Here is a 15,818-nt window from a genome sequence, read left to right on the forward strand (position 1 = left end):
AGAATTTTTACTATTTGGACGATTTTCATGGCAACTGCAGTCGAAACTTTAGATAAATTGGAGCGCCGCCTCACGATTTCTTTTCCAATCGCTGATGTGAAATCAGAAGTTGAAAAGCGTTTGAAGGTGCGTGCACGTACAGCAAAAGCCCCTGGCTTCCGTCCAGGCAAAGTGCCAATGAAAATGGTTGCTGCACAGTACGGTTATCAAGTCGAAAACGAAGTATTGAATGACAAAGTTGGTCAAGCATTCGCTGCTGCGGCTAACGAAAACAACCTCCGTGTTGCTGGCTATCCTAGTATTGAGCCTAGCACTGCTGAAGGTATCGCTGAAGGTACTGTCGCTTTCAACGCAACGTTCGAGGTTTATCCAGAGATCGTTGTTGGTGACTTGTCTGGTGCTGAAGTGGAACAAGTGAAGTCTGAAGTGACAGACGTTGAAATCGATAAAACGATCGATATCTTGCGCAAACAACGCGTTCACTTCCACGTTAAAGGCGAAGAAGGCGCGCACGGCAACGGCGGTGCAGATCAATCCGCTCAAAACGGTGATCGCGCGACTGTTGATTTCGTTGGTAAAATCGACGGCGTTGAATTCCCTGGTGGTAAAGCGGAAGGCTTTGCGTTTGTGCTTGGCGAAGGTCGCATGCTGCCTGAGTTTGAAGCGGCAACAATTGGTTTGAAAGCAGGCGAGTCTAAGACTTTCCCATTGGCTTTCCCAGAAGACTATCACGGTAAAGATGTTGCTGGTAAAACAGCAGAATTCACAATCACTTTGACGAAGTTAGAGTGGGCGCATTTGCCAGAAGTTGACGCAGAATTCGCAAAAATGTTGGGCGTTGAAGATGGCGACCTCGTTAAAATGCGTGCTGACATCAAAGAAAACCTCGAGCGTGAAGTGAAGGGTCGTGTTAAAGCGAAAACCAAAGAAAGCGTCATGGACGCCTTGGTAAAAGCAGTGACATTTGATGTGCCAAAAACATTGGTTGCGCAAGATGGTGAGCGTCTGGCTGAAATGACACGTCAAGATATGGCTCAACGTGGTATGAACGTCAAAGACGTACCATTCCCAACAGAGTTGTTCGCAGCGCAAGCAGAGCGTCGTGTTCGCCTTGGTTTGATCCTTGCTGAGTTGGTGAAAGCAAACAACTTGCAAGCAACTGCTGAGCAGATCAAAGCGCAAGTTGAAGATTTTGCACAGAGCTACGAAGATCCGCAACAAGTAGTAAAATACTACTATAGCGATCGCAATCGTCTTGCAGAAGTTGAAGCCCTTGTTTTAGAAGAAAACGTCGTTAACTATGTCTTGGGTAAAGCCAAAGTGACAGACAAAGTGCTGCCATTTGACGAGTTGATGGGCAACAACGCGCAAGCGTAAGTTTGAATAAAAGGAAATCACATGACAGGTATCATCCGTAATTCGGCGTTGGATACTAATATGCTGGGCATGGTGCCTATGGTGATAGAGCAGAGTGGGCGTGGAGAGCGTTCTTACGATATCTACTCTCGCTTGCTCAAAGAGCGTGTGATTTTTCTTGTTGGTCCTGTCAATGACCAGACCGCAAATCTCGTTGTCGCCCAGTTATTGTTTTTAGAGAGTGAAAATCCGGATAAAGATATTTCGCTTTACATCAACTCTCCTGGCGGTTCGGTGTCTGCGGGCATGGCGATTTATGACACGATGCAGTTTATCAAGCCTGATGTGTCCACGCTGTGTACAGGAATGGCGGCTTCGATGGGTGCGTTTTTGTTAGCTTCTGGCGCAAAAGGTAAACGTTTCTCTCTGCCAAACTCACGTGTCATGATTCACCAGCCTTTGGGTGGTGCTCAGGGTCAAGCATCTGATATCGAAATCCAAGCGCGCGAGATTTTATATTTGCGTGAGCGTTTAAATGGGATTTTGGCTGAGAAAACTGGCCGCAGTCTCGATCAAATCGCAAAAGATACAGATCGTGATAACTTTATGTCGGCTGATGCTGCAGTAGAGTACGGTTTGATTGACAAGGTGCTGACACATCGCGCTTAATTGCTCAATATTGGATGAACGCCCGCTCCTAAATAGGTCGGGCGTTTTTTTATTCAGTATTGTAGATTTTGTAATATAGTGCAAACTAAGCGCATGCAATGACGAAAACAGTTTTTGCAGGTAATATGCTTTTAATTCCGAACTAATTCATTTTGTTTTTTTCCTATTCGTACTATGCCCGATAAAAAATCCTCCAGTGGTGAAAAGCTGCTCTATTGCTCATTTTGTGGCAAGAGTCAACATGAGGTCAAAAAACTGATTGCCGGGCCTTCGGTCTTTATCTGCGATGAATGTATCGACTTGTGTAACGACATCATTCGTGACGAAGTGTCTGAAATCGACAATATTGCCAGTGCAAAAACTGAGTTGCCCACGCCACAAGAAATTACTGACTTGCTCGATCAATATGTGATTGGTCAGGAAAATGCGAAGCGTATTTTGGCGGTTGCGGTATATAACCACTACAAACGTTTGAAACATTTGGGTAAAAAAGACGACGTGGAATTGGCAAAGAGTAATATCTTGCTGGTTGGCCCTACAGGTTCAGGTAAAACATTGCTCGCGCAGACATTGGCGCGGATGTTGAATGTGCCATTCGTTATTGCTGATGCGACGACGTTAACTGAAGCCGGTTATGTTGGTGAAGACGTTGAGAACATCATTCAAAAATTACTGCAAAACTGTAATTACGAAGTTGAACGCGCGCAAAAAGGGATTGTTTATATCGATGAGATCGATAAGATTTCACGCAAATCAGACAACCCATCCATCACTCGCGACGTATCGGGTGAGGGTGTTCAGCAGGCACTCCTGAAGTTAGTTGAGGGTACGATGGCCTCTGTGCCGCCTCAAGGTGGTCGCAAACATCCGAACCAAGATTTCATTCAAATCGATACGACGAACATCATGTTCATCTGTGGCGGTGCTTTTGACGGTTTGGCTAAGATTATTTCTGATCGTTCTGAGCGTAGTAGCATTGGTTTCTCGGCGAGTGTTAAGAGTCAAACTGAAAAGAGTGCGAGCGAAGTAATGCAGGATGCTGAGCCGCAAGATTTGATCAAATTTGGTCTGATCCCTGAATTGGTTGGTCGCTTACCGGTTATTGCTACCTTAAATGAATTGGATGAAGCGGCCTTAATTCAAATTTTGGTGGAGCCGAAAAACGCATTGATCAAGCAGTACGCGAAATTGCTCGAAATGGAAGGCACTGAATTAGAGATTCGTCCTGCTGCCCTGCAGGCGATTGCGAAAAAAGCGATTGCCCGTAAAACTGGTGCGCGCGGGTTGCGTTCTATTCTTGAGCATGCGTTATTAGACGTGATGTATGACCTTCCAAGTCATCAAAATGTTGAAAAAGTGGTGATTGACGAGGGAACGATTTCTCATGGTGCAAAACCGCTGTTGATTTATCAGGATCAACCAAAAGTATCAGGTGCGTAAGGCTTGATAGTTTTACTATGTTCTGTTGGAAAAAAAGGGGTTTATCCCCTTTTTTTTATGTGAGTTGTGCGATCTTTTTTGATTCGCAGTAGAATAAGACCAAATAATCTATAGCTTCAATCGCAAAGCTACCCGGAGACCCACTCTGCGTGGCTTTTTTTATTGTTTTTTCTAAAGATGGGCTTGTGTTTTAGCCTTGTGCGCCAACATTAACAACTAGTATTTACGAAAGGTGCGCCATGACGACTACTCTGAATTCCGAGCAAATCCAACTGCCTCTGTTGCCGTTGCGTGATGTGGTTGTATTCCCCCATATGGTGATTCCGCTGTTTGTAGGACGTCCAAAGTCTATTAAGGCTTTGGAAGCAGCAATGGATCAAGGAAAAAGTATTATGCTCGCTGCACAAAAAGCAGCGGCAAAAGATGAACCATCTGCTGATGACATTTATGAAATCGGCTGCGTGGCCAATATCTTGCAAATGTTGAAGTTGCCCGATGGCACAGTGAAGGTGTTGGTAGAGGGTGCGCAGCGCGCCCGTATTCATAAGATTCACGACTCTGAATCTCACTTTACAGCGGATTTGACGCCTGTTGCTGCTATCGAGGAGGATGACTCTGAAGTAGAGGCAATGCGTCGTGCCATTGTTCAGCAGTTTGACCAGTATGTAAAACTCAATAAAAAAATTCCACCTGAAATTCTGGCGTCATTGTCTGGTATTGATGATGCGGGTCGCTTGGCCGATACAATTGCCGCACATCTGCCGCTAAAGCTTGAGCAAAAGCAGGTGATTTTGGAGATATTTAGCGTCGCGAAACGTCTCGAACATTTGCTGGGGCAGCTTGAGGGTGAACTTGATATTCTGCAAGTGGAGAAGCGTATCCGTGGACGCGTTAAGCGTCAAATGGAGAAGTCTCAGCGCGAGTACTATCTCAATGAGCAAGTAAAAGCGATTCAGAAAGAGCTGGGCGAGGGTGAAGAGGGCGCTGACATCGATGAACTCGAAAAGAAGATTATCGCTGCCAAAATGCCGAAAGAGGCTCGCGACAAGGCCCTTAATGAGCTCAAAAAATTAAAGATGATGTCCCCTATGTCCGCTGAGGCGACTGTGGTGAGAAATTACATCGATACCATCGTTGGTTTGCCTTGGAAGAAAAAATCCAAGGTCAACAATGATCTGACGAACGCAGAGAAGGTGCTCGAAGACGAGCATTATGGTCTCGAAAAGGTGAAAGAGCGCATTCTTGAGTATCTTGCAGTTCAGCAACGCGTTGATAAGCTCAAAGCACCGATCTTGTGTTTAGTTGGGCCGCCAGGTGTGGGTAAAACATCGCTGGGTCAATCCATTGCACGTGCAACGAACCGTAAGTTTGTTCGCATGGCCTTGGGTGGTGTGCGTGATGAAGCAGAGATTCGCGGTCACCGTCGAACCTATATTGGTTCGATGCCAGGGAAGATTTTGCAGAGTCTGGCAAAAGTGGGCGTACGCAATCCATTGTTCCTGCTCGATGAGGTGGACAAAATGGGTGCGGACTTCCGTGGTGATCCATCGTCCGCCTTATTAGAGGTGCTTGATCCTGAGCAGAACCATACTTTCTCTGATCACTATATCGAAGTTGATTTTGATTTGTCGGATGTGATGTTTGTTGCGACGTCCAACTCGTACAACATTCCAGCCGCGCTGTTGGACCGTATGGAGGTCATTCGTTTGTCGGGCTATACCGAAGACGAAAAAACCAGCATTGCTCAGCGATATTTGTTGCAAAAGCAAATCAAAAATAATGGTTTGCAGGAATCTGAAATTAGCGTAGCTGAAAGTGCAATACGTGACATTATTCGCTATTACACTAGAGAAGCAGGTGTGCGTTCGCTTGAGCGAGAAATTTCGAAGATTTGTCGTAAAGTCGTGAAAATGCTTTTGCTCAAGAAAAATGAGAAAAAGGCGACAATCACATCGAAAAATCTCGATAAGTATCTCGGTGTACGCCGCTATGACTTTGGTGTTGCAGTGAAGGAAAATCAGATTGGTCAAGTTGTGGGTTTAGCTTGGACCGAGGTGGGTGGCGATCTGTTAACCATTGAAGCTGTATCAATGCCGGGTAAAGGTGGCGTCATTCGTACAGGTACCTTGGGCGATGTAATGAAAGAGTCGATTGAAGCAGCGCGTACGGTCGTGCGCAGTCGCGCAAAACGCCTCGGCATCAAGGCGGACGTGTTCGAGAAAAGTGACATTCACATTCACGTTCCCGAGGGTGCGACGCCTAAGGATGGACCGTCAGCTGGTATTGCGATGACGACGGCGTTGGTATCTGTGTTCACAGGGATTCCCGTGCGTGCGGATGTTGCGATGACAGGCGAAATCACATTGCGTGGTGAAGTCTTGCCAATTGGTGGATTGAAGGAAAAATTACTTGCAGCACATCGTGGTGGAATCAAGACAGTCTTGATTCCTGAAGAGAATGCAAAAGATTTAGCTGAAATCCCTGACAACGTCAAAAACAAACTGGAAATTGTTCCGGTGCGTTGGATTGATAAAGTGCTTGAGATTGCTTTGGAGCGTCAACCAGAGCCGTTGACTGACACTGAAGTTGCTGTTGCTGCAGCAGCACCAGTTGACCCAGCATCTGTTGAATCAACGGTGGTCAAGCACTGAGTGTGTTGAAGGCAAGGAGGCTTACCTCTTTGCGCCATTTCTTTCACATGGCACCAAACAAAAAAGCCCGGCTCTCATGAAGTGCCCCCGAAAAGTTGGACATCGTTCCAAATTTTTCGGGGGCATTTTTTATGACCAAATATACAAAGGAATTTCGAATTAAGGTGGTTAAGGCGTACATTGATCGGGGTATGGGGCGGAATACTATCGGGCGCTTGTTTGGAATTGATACGACCATGGTTCGCAAATGGCTAGACCAATATCAGTTAGAAGGAGAAGCAGGACTCGCAGCTAGAGAACGTCATAAGTCATATACATACTTGTTCAAAAAGAAGGTGCTACAAGCCGTTTTGGATGAGGGAATATCTCATCGAGAGGCGGCGAAGCGGTTCCGAATCCACACGACGTCGCTTATTGCTCAATGGTTGCGTATTGCCCGTGATCGAGGTATAGATGCCTTACAATCACAATCTAAAGGTAGACCTCCCTTGAAGACAACAAAACGCGACAAGGCTAAGCCGCCTCCAGACGACAAGTCAAAGAGCTACGAGCAACTCATTGAAGAGAACGAACAGCTGCGGGCAGAAGTAGCCTATTTAAAAAAGCGGAGAGCCTTAACCTTGCAGAAGGCGACACGGCAGGCAAAGCCAGAGTCGTCACAGGATTAAGGCAGCAATTCCAGTTAGCTGTGCTTCTGAAGGTTGCCGGCTTAGCGCGAAGCACCTATTACTATCAAATGCAGGTAGCGACAGCGCCAGACCGGCACTCAGCGTTGAAAGAAAGAATCAAAGCTGTCTATAAGAAGCACAAAGGCCGTTACGGGTATCGCCGCGTTCACATGACCTTGTCGAATGAAGGTACTCACGTCAATCATAAGACGGTGTTTAGGCTTATGCAGAATCTGGGCTTGAAATCCCAGATTCGGCGTCAGCGATACAAGTCTTATATGGGCAACGTTGGGCGTGTAGCGCACGACTTATTGAAACGGCGGTTTCAGGCCAAGCGCCCCAACCAAAAATGGGTTACGGATGTGACGGAATTCAATATCGAAGGAAGCAAGTTATACCTTTCGCCAATACTCGATTTGTATAACGGGGAAATCGTTTCGTACCAGATCGCCAAAAGTCCGAAGTTTGAACTGGTAGACAATATGCTCACCAAGGCAATGAAGCGACTGAATAAGGAGGATAAGCCAATTCTACATTCCGATCAGGGCTGGCAATATCAAATGGCTGCCTATCAAATGCGACTGAAACAGCGAGGCATGCGTATCAGCATGTCGAGGAAGGGTAACTGCCTAGATAACGCCGAGATGGAAAGCTTTTTTGGAACCTTAAAATCGGAATGTTTTTACACGAATAAATTCTCAACCGTGTCGGAACTGGAAAAGACACTGCATGAATATATTCGTTATTACAACCATGACCGGATTAAGTTAAAACTAAACGGCCTGAGTCCTGTACAGTACAGAACTCAGGCCGGTAAAACGTAGTAAAAGCCGTCCAACTTTGAGGGTTCACTTCAAGAATTCGGGCTTTTTTACTTGGCACTTGCTTGATTCAGTCGCGTTGCTCCGTTCGAAAGATGAGTGTCCAGTGACGAAGGGCGGTTAAACCCAATTTCTCATGAGTCCTACGGCAAGGCCCTCTAGGTAAAAATCGGCGTCTTGGTCATTGATTTTGATGATGGAGTAGTCCGGGTTTTCGGGAATAAGCTCAATATGGTTGCCTGTTTTTTTGTAGCGCTTAACGGTGACATCATCGCCCAGGCGAGCAACAATAATTTGCCCATTTCTAGCGCTATCAGCCTTTTTTACTGCTAATAAATCACCATCCAAAATGCCAGCGTCACGCATCGACATTCCTCTGACTTTCAGTAAAAAGTCTGGCTTGGCAGAAAATAATGCAGGATCGACTTGGTAGCTTGCTTCAATGTGCTCGCTGGCGAGGATAGGTGAGCCTGCAGCAACGCGACCAACCAGCGGGATGGATAACTGCATGCTCGCTGGATGAGGTAAGTTAAATGTGGCACCTGTAATGTGGCTTGATAGATCAGACTCAAGTAGCTTGATGCCACGGGATGTGCCTGCTGCAATTTCAATAACGCCTTTTCTGGCTAACGCTTGCAAATGTTCTTCGGCGGCGTTGGTGGACCGAAAGCCAAGCTCTGTGGCGATCTCTGCCCTGGTTGGGGGGAAGCCCGTATTTTGGATGGCGTCTTTTATCAGGTTCAGGATTTGTTCCTGGCGATTAGTGAGCTTGAGCATAAGCGTGCGGCGCCGATAATAGCGCTGTATGTATAAACAGTCTGTATTTTTATACAGTGGCGTTCGATGTGCAAGGAAATTTTTAAAAAAAGTCCTTTTTTAGGGTGTCTGCGTAGGCATGTGCTTGAAGTAATTGAATAAATCGAAAAAGTGGGTTATTATCATCGGCTTTCCTCTTCCTGCACTCGTCTTGACGCCGAGGCAGGCTATTTTTATTGTCCACAAGGAGAATATATGCGTCATTATGAAATCGTATTTATCGTACATCCCGATCAAAGCGAGCAAGTTCCTGCAATGATCGAACGTTACAAAGCTAGCGTTGTTGCACGTGGTGGTCAGGTTCACCGCGTTGAAGACTGGGGCCGTCGTCAATTGGCTTACATGATTCAAAAATTGGCTAAAGCACACTATGTTTGCATGAACATTGAGTGCGATGCAGAAACATTGCTTGAGCTGGAAACAGCATTCAAATTCAATGATGCTGTTCTGCGTCACCTGACAGTCAAAATGAAAAAAGCTGAAACAGCTCCATCACCAATGATGAAAGCAGTTCAGAAAGAAGACGCAGCGAAAGCACAGCGCGTCGAAGCACCAGCTGCTTAATTTTGATTTGAAAAAGGTCGTATAAGAAGAGAGTGAATCAATTAAAGCTTGTGGCGCGCATTATTGAGAAATCAGCATTGCGATACACGCCAGCAGGAGTGCCAATTGCAGCAGCAGTGTTGATGCATCGGTCACTTCAGCGAGAAGCGAACATTGAGCGGGTCGTCGAGCTTGAAATGAATGCCCAGGCAGCTGGAAATATTTCGAGAGCATTTCACGATTTGCCGCTAGATGTTGAAATTGAATTGACTGGATTTTTAGCACGCAGAAATCGCAACAGCAAAAGTCTCGTGTTTCATGTGAATGAAATCGGGGCACATTTACTAGATTAGGAGCCTAACATGGCATTCGGTAAAAAATTTGATAAAAGCAAATTGAAGCAAAAGCGTCAACAACAAAACCCTTTGTTCAAACGCAAAAAATTCTGCCGCTTCACAGCAGCACATGTAGAAAAAGTTGATTACAAAGATATCGACACATTGAAAGATTTCGTGCAAGAAAACGGCAAAATTATGCCAGCACGTTTGACTGGTACTAAAGCACTGTACCAACGTCAAGTTGATACAGCGATCAAGCGCGCACGTTATTTAGCGTTGTTGCCTTACACTGATCTGCACACAGCGTAATTGACGACAAGTACTAGGAGAAAAATATGCAAGTTATTCTGATGGATAAAGTCGTTAATCTCGGCAACCTCGGTGATGTAGTTAAAGTGAAAGACGGTTACGCTCGTAACTTCTTGATTCCACAACGCATGGCACGCCGTGCGACTGCTACAGCAATCGCTGAATTTGAAGCGAAACGCGCAGAGTTGGAAAAAGCAGCAGCAGCTAAATTGGCAGCAGCACAAGCGCAAGGCGAGAAACTGGAAGGTTCTACTGTTCAGATCTCTCAAAAAGCGGGTGTTGATGGCCGTTTGTTCGGTTCCGTTACTAACTTCGACATCGCTGAAGCATTGGCTAAGCAAGGTGTTGCAGTTGAAAAAGCGCAAGTTCGCTTGCCACAAGGTCCATTGAAGATCGTTGGCGATCACTCTGTTTCTGTATCTTTGCATACAGACGTCGTAGTGAACGTGACAGTATCTGTGATCGGAGAACAAGCTTAATAAGCTTTTGTTCCTTGTATCAAAAAAGAGCCGGGTTTTACCCGGCTTTTTTTATGTGGAGGTGAAGTGGTTTATACTATAGCCGTAATGTTGTATGTAATAAACATCGCTTCGTCTTCGTAATTTGTGTCTGATAGTAACCCTATTTAGCAGGTATAATGCGCGCCATGAAAGCCGCTTCTGATCCCCAACTTGACGCTATCCGCGTTCCTCCCCATTCCATTGAAGCAGAGCAATCTGTATTAGGCGGTTTATTACTTGATAATGCTGCGTGGGATAGGATTGCCGATTTTATTGGTGAGGATGACTTTTATCGCTACGATCATCGGATTATTTTCCAATGCATGGTAAAACTCATCAATGGTTCGAAGCCCGCCGACGTGATTACTGTGTACGAAGCGCTCAATAGTGCTGGGAAAGCTGATGATGTTGGTGGACTTAGCTACCTCAATGCCCTTGCTCAGAATACGCCGTCTGCTGCAAACATTCGTCGATATGCAGAAATTGTGCGTGATCGTGGTGTTCTTCGAAAGCTGATTACTGTTTCGGACGAAATTGCCGGCAATGCTTTTAATCCTCAAGGTAAAGAGGTGAAGCAGATGCTCGATGAGGCGGAGTCGAAGATTTTTGCGATTGCTGAAGAAGGATCGCGCGGTGCTCAAGGCTTCCAGGCGATTCAGCCGCTGTTGACACAAGTTGTTGAACGCATTGATGAGTTGTATAACCGTGATAATCAAAACGATATCACTGGCGTACCGACGGGCTTTGTCGATCTGGATAAAATGACTTCTGGTCTTCAGCCCGGTGACTTAATTATTGTTGCAGGTCGTCCTTCGATGGGTAAGACCGCGTTTTCGTTAAATATAGGCGAAAACGTAGCGATCGATAGTGGATTGCCAGTTGCTGTGTTCTCGATGGAGATGGGTGGTGCGCAGTTAGCGATGCGTATGCTTGGTTCTGTAGGCCGACTCGATCAAAGTCGCTTGCGGATTGGTAAGCTCAGCGATGAGGATTGGCCGAGATTGACGCACGCCATCCAAAAAATGAATGAAGCACAGTTGTATATTGACGAAACACCGGCATTGAGTTCGATTGAGTTACGCGCGCGTTCGCGTCGTCTCGCGCGTCAATGCGGCAAATTAGGCTTGATCATTGTCGACTATTTGCAGTTGATGTCGGCAAACGTGGCTGGTGAGAACCGTGCCACCGAGATTTCGGAGATTTCCCGAAATTTAAAAGGTCTTGCAAAAGAATTGAATTGCCCTGTGATTGCTTTGTCGCAGTTGAACCGCTCTCTTGAGCAACGACCAAATAAACGTCCTGTTATGTCAGATCTTCGTGAATCTGGCGCGATTGAGCAGGATGCGGACGTGATCATGTTTATTTATCGTGATCAGGTTTATAACCCAGATTCCCCAGATAAGGGAACGGCAGAAATTATTATTGGTAAGCAACGTAACGGTCCGATTGGTAGTGTGCGTCTCACCTTCCTAGGTGAGTACACTAAATTCGACAACTACGTTGGTTCTCTGGCCGTATTTGGTGATAACGAGTAATTGTCAGAATCTGTGTATGTCGTGATGGAAGAATCCATCTGAACTCTTTTTGCACCCATCTTGATGATGTTGATGGGCGCGCGTAATAACCCGATTAGTTTTTATTTTCAGTGAGAAAAAAATGTTTGGACGCTTGATGCCTACAGAAGGCAAATTTTTTGAACTTTTCAACCAACACGCAGAACTGTGTGTCAAAGGTTCAAAAGAGATGCTTGCTTTGATGACTAATTTTGATGACCTCGAGATTCGCGTACATGCAATCGAGACAATCGAAAAGCAGGCCGATACAGTGACATACAACACGATAGAGTTGTTGCATAAAACCTTTATTACTCCGCTTGATCGTGATGACATCCATCAACTGATTACGCGTATGGATGATATTCTTGATTTACTCGAAGATGCTGCGCAGACTATTTCTCTGTACGATATTCGTGAAATTACGCCAGAGGCAAAGCGCTTAGCTGAGTTGTGCCTCGCTTGTTCTGAAAAAGTGAAGGCCGCCGTAGCGTTGTTGCACAACATGAGTAACTCCCGTGAAATTTTGACAATCTGCGAAGAGATTGATCGATTGGAGTCTGATGCTGATCACGTGATGCGTGCAGCAATGTCTAAATTATTCCGTGATGAACCGGATGTTCGTAATCTGATCAAGCTCAAGGCGATTTACGAGATCCTTGAGACGGTGACTGACCGTTGCGAAGATGTTGCTAATATCATTGAAGGCATCATCGTTGAGAATGCCTGATTGCCGTGCTGATGTGCAGACATTGTTGTCAATTGACTGTGTCTGCGTTGCATGATCAAAAAATGACCCTCGCACGTCGAGGGTAATTAAAAAAAGAAATGATTTTCCCTTATGCATACGTTCCAGATTAGCATACAAGTACTCGTATTTCTGATTGCTTTGGCCATCTTGTTTGACTTCATGAATGGTTTTCATGATGCGGCAAATGCGATTGCAACAGTCGTTTCAACCGGCGTGCTTAAACCGCAAACGGCTGTTGCGATGGCCTCTGTTTTTAACATTATTGCGGTACTATTTTTCCCGTTGACAGTCGCTGCAACGGTCGGTAAAGGGACGATAGATCCAGCTATTGTCGATCAATATGTAATTTTTGGCGCATTGATGGGCGCTGTGTTCTGGAATCTTGTGACGTGGTATTTCGGTATTCCATCTTCCTCCTCTCATGCGCTTATTGGCGGTCTTGTTGGTGCTGCAGTAGCAAAGTCAGGCACAGGTAGTCTGGTGGCTTCTGGGCTGGTAAAGACAATCGTGTTCATTGTCGTTTCGCCTTTGCTTGGGTTTGTTCTTGGTTCAATCATGATGTTGATTGTGTCCTGGTTGTTCGTGCGCTCCACACCGAATAAAGTCGACCGTTGGTTCAGACGCTTGCAGCTCTTGTCTGCCTCTATGTACAGCCTTGGTCACGGTGGTAACGATGCCCAAAAAACGATCGGTATCATTTGGATGTTGCTGATTGCAAGTGGCCGTCTGGCACCGAATGAGGGTATTCCTACTTGGGTTATTGCCCTGTGCTACACGGCAATCGGTTTGGGAACGTTATTTGGTGGCTGGCGTATTGTGAAGACCATGGGTCAAAAGATTACTAAGCTCAAGCCTGTTGGTGGTTTTTGTGCCGAAACTGGCGGCGCTATTACATTGTTTATTGCAACGGCGATGGGTATTCCTGTGTCGACAACACACACGATTACTGGTGCGATTGTTGGTGTTGGATCAGCGCAAAAGATGTCGGCTGTGCGTTGGGGTGTTGCGGGTAATATTGTGTGGGCATGGATACTGACCATTCCAGCCTCTGCATTTGTTGCTGCGATTGCCTGGTGGGTTGGGCATCACATCCTGTAACGATTTACACGACGATTCGAAAAATAAAAAACCGCATCAGACAGAATCTGTGCGGTTTTTTTTCGTCGATGCGACGTGGTCGTGGCCCACTTGTTTTTTACATTTGTTTAAATAAATGGACAAAACTTCTCGACACTTCAAGTTTTTCGGTCAGTCCCTTGACCTGCACAAGATGACGACCGCGCAAGTCTCTCACTACGCCCGAAATTGCTTTTGCATTGACGAGCGTGGAGCGGTGGATCTGCCAGAAAAGAGCGGGGTCAAGTTCGTCAGCTAAGTCTCTGACCGGCTTGCGGATCAATGCCTCGTAGGTGGCGGTTTGTACGCGAGTGTATTTTTCATCTGACTGAAAAAAGAGAATCTCCTCCACGGGGATAAGTCTGAGCTCTTGTCCAATCGATGCTTGAATCCATTGAAGGTAGCTGGGCTTACTCGCAATGCCCATTTGTTTTGCTAGTTGAGTCAGGATGGAGCTCATGTCATTGGGTTGTGCCTGGCTATGGAGGCGTGACTTGAGTCTCTCCGCTGTTTTCGTCAATCGCTCAACGTCGGCTGGTTTGAGCACGTAATCAACAGCGCCGTGGTCAAAGGCTTCAATCGCATACTGATCGTATGCAGTGATGAAGACGATGTGTGCTTTGTTTCCGATTTCTTTTGCGGCTTCTAGACCTGTTTTGACAGGCATTCGAATATCAAGAAAGACCAGATCGGGATGATGCTTTTCTACTAATTGAATAGCCTCTTCACCATTCTTTGCCTCTTCTAAAATGGTGAGTTCAGGCCATACCTGTTCAAGACGTGATCGGAGTTGATCGCGCATGAGTCTCTCATCGTCTGCAAGGATCGCGGTTGGCATAATCTTATATTTAGTTAGCTAATTCGTAAGGGATTTCAATGGTAACGCAAACACCGCTTGGCTGATGAGGTGTGATGATCATTTGACCTTTTTCTTTGTAAATAAGCTTCAGTCTTTCACGAATATTTTGTAATCCCAATCCTGTGCCATTACTCGGCATAGCGCCAAATCCGAGGCCGTTATCCGTCACGGAGACGCGCAACTTGTTGTGCGCGACTTCTGCTCTGAATTGGATGGTGCCGCCGTCCTCTTTGCATTCGAGACCGTGTTTAATGGCATTTTCTACCAGTGATTGCAGCATCATCGGTGGAAAAGATGCGCTACGCAACCCCTCTGGCATCACAAAGTCAACGTTAAGGCGTTCTTCCATGCGCATTTTAAGTAGGTCGAGATACGCTTTGATCATGTCCGCTTCCCGCCCAAGATTGGTCGTCGTGGCATTTTCACGCATTTGCGGCAGTACTGCGCGTAGGTAGTTGATGAGGCTTCGTTGCATCGCAGCTGCTCGTGGTGGATTGGTTTCGATCAGGTATTCCACGGATGCTAACGTGTTAAACAGAAAATGGGGCTCGACTTGCGCTTGCATCATTTGCATTTGGGCTTCACTGACTTGACGCAATAACGATTCTCGCTCAGCGGCAAGGCTTGCTGCTTTGGCCTTTTCTTCTGCCCTGAATTTCCCACCCATCAATATCTTCATGCCGAAGAGTCCAAATACGGAGAGCAGCACGAAATTCATAAACCATTTGGATGAGGTCTTTTTATAACTACGGACCTCCTCATCCGCCGCATCTGCTACCGCATTATTAATATCTTCACCGATTTCCTTTGCAACTTCGGGAGGGAGTGCGATATGGATGTCTTTGCCGAGCTCATCAAGTTGTTGCTTATCGTCTTTTTTGCCATTGGGCGGTAGTGGGGGGGAGGGGATGTCCTCGCCATCCGTATCAGTGTGAACTTGGGTGTTGTTACCTTGAATGTCAATTTGCTTTGTTTTGCCGCTTCCATTCGATTTTTTGATGTGGATGCCCGTATTGTCTATTTCGATATTGGTATCGCCATCAGTTGCTTGTGTATTTATTTTTGATTTTGGATTGTGTTTGCTTTTTGTGACGACAACTTTTTCCTCTGTCGGAAACAGTGTGTCTTGAACAATAGCCCCGCCAGTGAGGGTAATTGCTGCAAAGAGAATAAATTTCCACCACGAGAGTTTACTTACCCATGCTGCGGTCTGATCGAAGCTGCGACTGAGCCAAAGGCGACAGTCATTGAGCGCGTCTTTAAGGGTTTGAATTGTGGTTGGGTTCATTGGTTGGCCTCTGTTATTGGATGAGCTATAGCCGCATGCTGATCGAATTTCCCAAACGGTAAGGGAATGTCGATGTTTTACATTTCGTATGATTACTCTATGTTGTTTTCTATTCGTGCGCTACTGCGATGCGATAAACG

The 15,818-nt window shown here is 46.0% G+C and carries 14 protein-coding genes and 1 pseudogene; 12 read left to right on the forward strand and 3 right to left on the reverse strand.

The annotated features are described in order from the left end of the window. Positions 1–27: 27 nt before the first annotated feature. The 5 genes and pseudogenes from tig to ACO0K2_RS08060 all read left to right on the forward strand — a co-directional run bounded on the left by tig (position 28) and on the right by ACO0K2_RS08060 (position 7,608). Positions 28–1,377 (forward strand): trigger factor, encoded by a 1,350-nt coding sequence (gene tig, locus ACO0K2_RS08040; protein ID WP_423017543.1) that lies wholly within the window; start codon positions 28–30, stop codon positions 1,375–1,377. A 21-nt stretch (positions 1,378–1,398) separates the two neighbouring features. Beyond that, entirely contained in the window at positions 1,399–2,025 is a 627-nt protein-coding gene (gene clpP, locus ACO0K2_RS08045) for an ATP-dependent Clp endopeptidase proteolytic subunit ClpP (RefSeq protein WP_423017545.1), read from the forward strand. A 174-nt stretch (positions 2,026–2,199) separates the two neighbouring features. After that, entirely contained in the window at positions 2,200–3,465 is a 1,266-nt protein-coding gene (clpX, locus tag ACO0K2_RS08050) for an ATP-dependent Clp protease ATP-binding subunit ClpX (RefSeq protein ID WP_423017547.1), read from the forward strand. A 239-nt stretch (positions 3,466–3,704) separates the two neighbouring features. Then, positions 3,705–6,116 carry an endopeptidase La gene (lon, locus tag ACO0K2_RS08055; RefSeq protein ID WP_423017549.1) on the forward strand — a complete coding sequence of 804 codons (2,412 nt, stop codon included), beginning with the start codon at positions 3,705–3,707 and terminating at the stop codon, positions 6,114–6,116. A gap of 131 nt (positions 6,117–6,247) precedes the next feature. Then, positions 6,248–7,608 (forward strand): annotated as a pseudogene (locus ACO0K2_RS08060) (IS3 family transposase). A 117-nt stretch (positions 7,609–7,725) separates the two neighbouring features. Here the strand turns inward: ACO0K2_RS08060 and lexA are convergent. Further along, the gene (gene lexA, locus ACO0K2_RS08065; protein WP_423017551.1) at positions 7,726–8,382 is read right to left on the reverse strand and encodes a transcriptional repressor LexA; all 657 of its coding nucleotides are present in this window, start codon (positions 8,380–8,382) and stop codon (positions 7,726–7,728) included. Positions 8,383–8,616: 234 nt separating this feature from the next. Here lexA and rpsF point away from each other — a divergent pair, with 234 nt between their 5' ends. The 7 genes from rpsF (at position 8,617) to ACO0K2_RS08100 (ending at position 13,513) form a co-directional block, all read left to right on the forward strand. Continuing rightward, positions 8,617–8,985 (forward strand): 30S ribosomal protein S6, encoded by a 369-nt coding sequence (gene rpsF / locus ACO0K2_RS08070; RefSeq protein WP_186883681.1) that lies wholly within the window; start codon positions 8,617–8,619, stop codon positions 8,983–8,985. A 32-nt stretch (positions 8,986–9,017) separates the two neighbouring features. After that, positions 9,018–9,317: a primosomal replication protein N gene (priB, locus tag ACO0K2_RS08075; protein ID WP_423017553.1), complete on the forward strand. Its 300-nt coding sequence runs from the start codon at positions 9,018–9,020 to the stop codon at positions 9,315–9,317. Between the two features lie 9 nt (positions 9,318–9,326). After that, the gene (gene rpsR, locus ACO0K2_RS08080) at positions 9,327–9,611 is read left to right on the forward strand and encodes a 30S ribosomal protein S18 (RefSeq protein WP_110252960.1); all 285 of its coding nucleotides are present in this window, start codon (positions 9,327–9,329) and stop codon (positions 9,609–9,611) included. A gap of 26 nt (positions 9,612–9,637) precedes the next feature. After that, a complete protein-coding gene (rplI, locus tag ACO0K2_RS08085; RefSeq protein ID WP_423017555.1) occupies positions 9,638–10,090 on the forward strand; it encodes a 50S ribosomal protein L9 in 453 nt (150 codons plus the stop codon). 167 nt (positions 10,091–10,257) lie between these two features. Continuing rightward, positions 10,258–11,646: a replicative DNA helicase gene (locus tag ACO0K2_RS08090; RefSeq protein ID WP_423018462.1), complete on the forward strand. Its 1,389-nt coding sequence runs from the start codon at positions 10,258–10,260 to the stop codon at positions 11,644–11,646. A gap of 121 nt (positions 11,647–11,767) precedes the next feature. Continuing rightward, positions 11,768–12,394 (forward strand): DUF47 domain-containing protein, encoded by a 627-nt coding sequence (locus ACO0K2_RS08095; protein ID WP_423017557.1) that lies wholly within the window; start codon positions 11,768–11,770, stop codon positions 12,392–12,394. A gap of 111 nt (positions 12,395–12,505) precedes the next feature. Next, positions 12,506–13,513, forward strand: coding sequence for an inorganic phosphate transporter (locus tag ACO0K2_RS08100; RefSeq protein WP_423017559.1), 1,008 nt, complete (start codon positions 12,506–12,508; stop codon positions 13,511–13,513). Positions 13,514–13,610: 97 nt separating this feature from the next. Here ACO0K2_RS08100 and ACO0K2_RS08105 read toward each other — a convergent pair whose 3' ends face one another. Continuing rightward, complete coding sequence (locus ACO0K2_RS08105; RefSeq protein ID WP_423017561.1) at positions 13,611–14,369, reverse strand: LytR/AlgR family response regulator transcription factor; 759 nt, start codon at positions 14,367–14,369, stop codon at positions 13,611–13,613. 10 nt (positions 14,370–14,379) lie between these two features. Further along, the gene (locus tag ACO0K2_RS08110) at positions 14,380–15,678 is read right to left on the reverse strand and encodes a sensor histidine kinase (RefSeq protein ID WP_423017563.1); all 1,299 of its coding nucleotides are present in this window, start codon (positions 15,676–15,678) and stop codon (positions 14,380–14,382) included. Positions 15,679–15,818 lie beyond the last annotated feature (140 nt).

Source organism: Undibacterium sp. MH2W (assembly GCF_049340215.1).
Taxonomy (GTDB): domain Bacteria; phylum Pseudomonadota; class Gammaproteobacteria; order Burkholderiales; family Burkholderiaceae_D; genus Undibacterium.

Bases quoted from the DNA above. Each gene is read 5' to 3' on its own strand.
- tig (WP_423017543.1), top strand. From the start codon at position 28: ATGGCAACTGCAGTCGAAACTTTAGATAAATTGGAGCGCCGCCTCACG.
- clpP (WP_423017545.1), top strand. From the start codon at position 1,399: ATGACAGGTATCATCCGTAATTCGGCGTTGGATACTAATATGCTGGGC.
- clpX (WP_423017547.1), top strand. From the start codon at position 2,200: ATGCCCGATAAAAAATCCTCCAGTGGTGAAAAGCTGCTCTATTGCTCA.
- lon (WP_423017549.1), top strand. From the start codon at position 3,705: ATGACGACTACTCTGAATTCCGAGCAAATCCAACTGCCTCTGTTGCCG.
- lexA (WP_423017551.1), bottom strand. From the start codon at position 8,382: ATGCTCAAGCTCACTAATCGCCAGGAACAAATCCTGAACCTGATAAAA.
- rpsF (WP_186883681.1), top strand. From the start codon at position 8,617: ATGCGTCATTATGAAATCGTATTTATCGTACATCCCGATCAAAGCGAG.
- rpsR (WP_110252960.1), top strand. From the start codon at position 9,327: ATGGCATTCGGTAAAAAATTTGATAAAAGCAAATTGAAGCAAAAGCGT.
- rplI (WP_423017555.1), top strand. From the start codon at position 9,638: ATGCAAGTTATTCTGATGGATAAAGTCGTTAATCTCGGCAACCTCGGT.
- ACO0K2_RS08090 (WP_423018462.1), top strand. From the start codon at position 10,258: ATGAAAGCCGCTTCTGATCCCCAACTTGACGCTATCCGCGTTCCTCCC.
- ACO0K2_RS08095 (WP_423017557.1), top strand. From the start codon at position 11,768: ATGTTTGGACGCTTGATGCCTACAGAAGGCAAATTTTTTGAACTTTTC.
- ACO0K2_RS08100 (WP_423017559.1), top strand. From the start codon at position 12,506: ATGCATACGTTCCAGATTAGCATACAAGTACTCGTATTTCTGATTGCT.
- ACO0K2_RS08105 (WP_423017561.1), bottom strand. From the start codon at position 14,369: ATGCCAACCGCGATCCTTGCAGACGATGAGAGACTCATGCGCGATCAA.
- ACO0K2_RS08110 (WP_423017563.1), bottom strand. From the start codon at position 15,678: ATGAACCCAACCACAATTCAAACCCTTAAAGACGCGCTCAATGACTGT.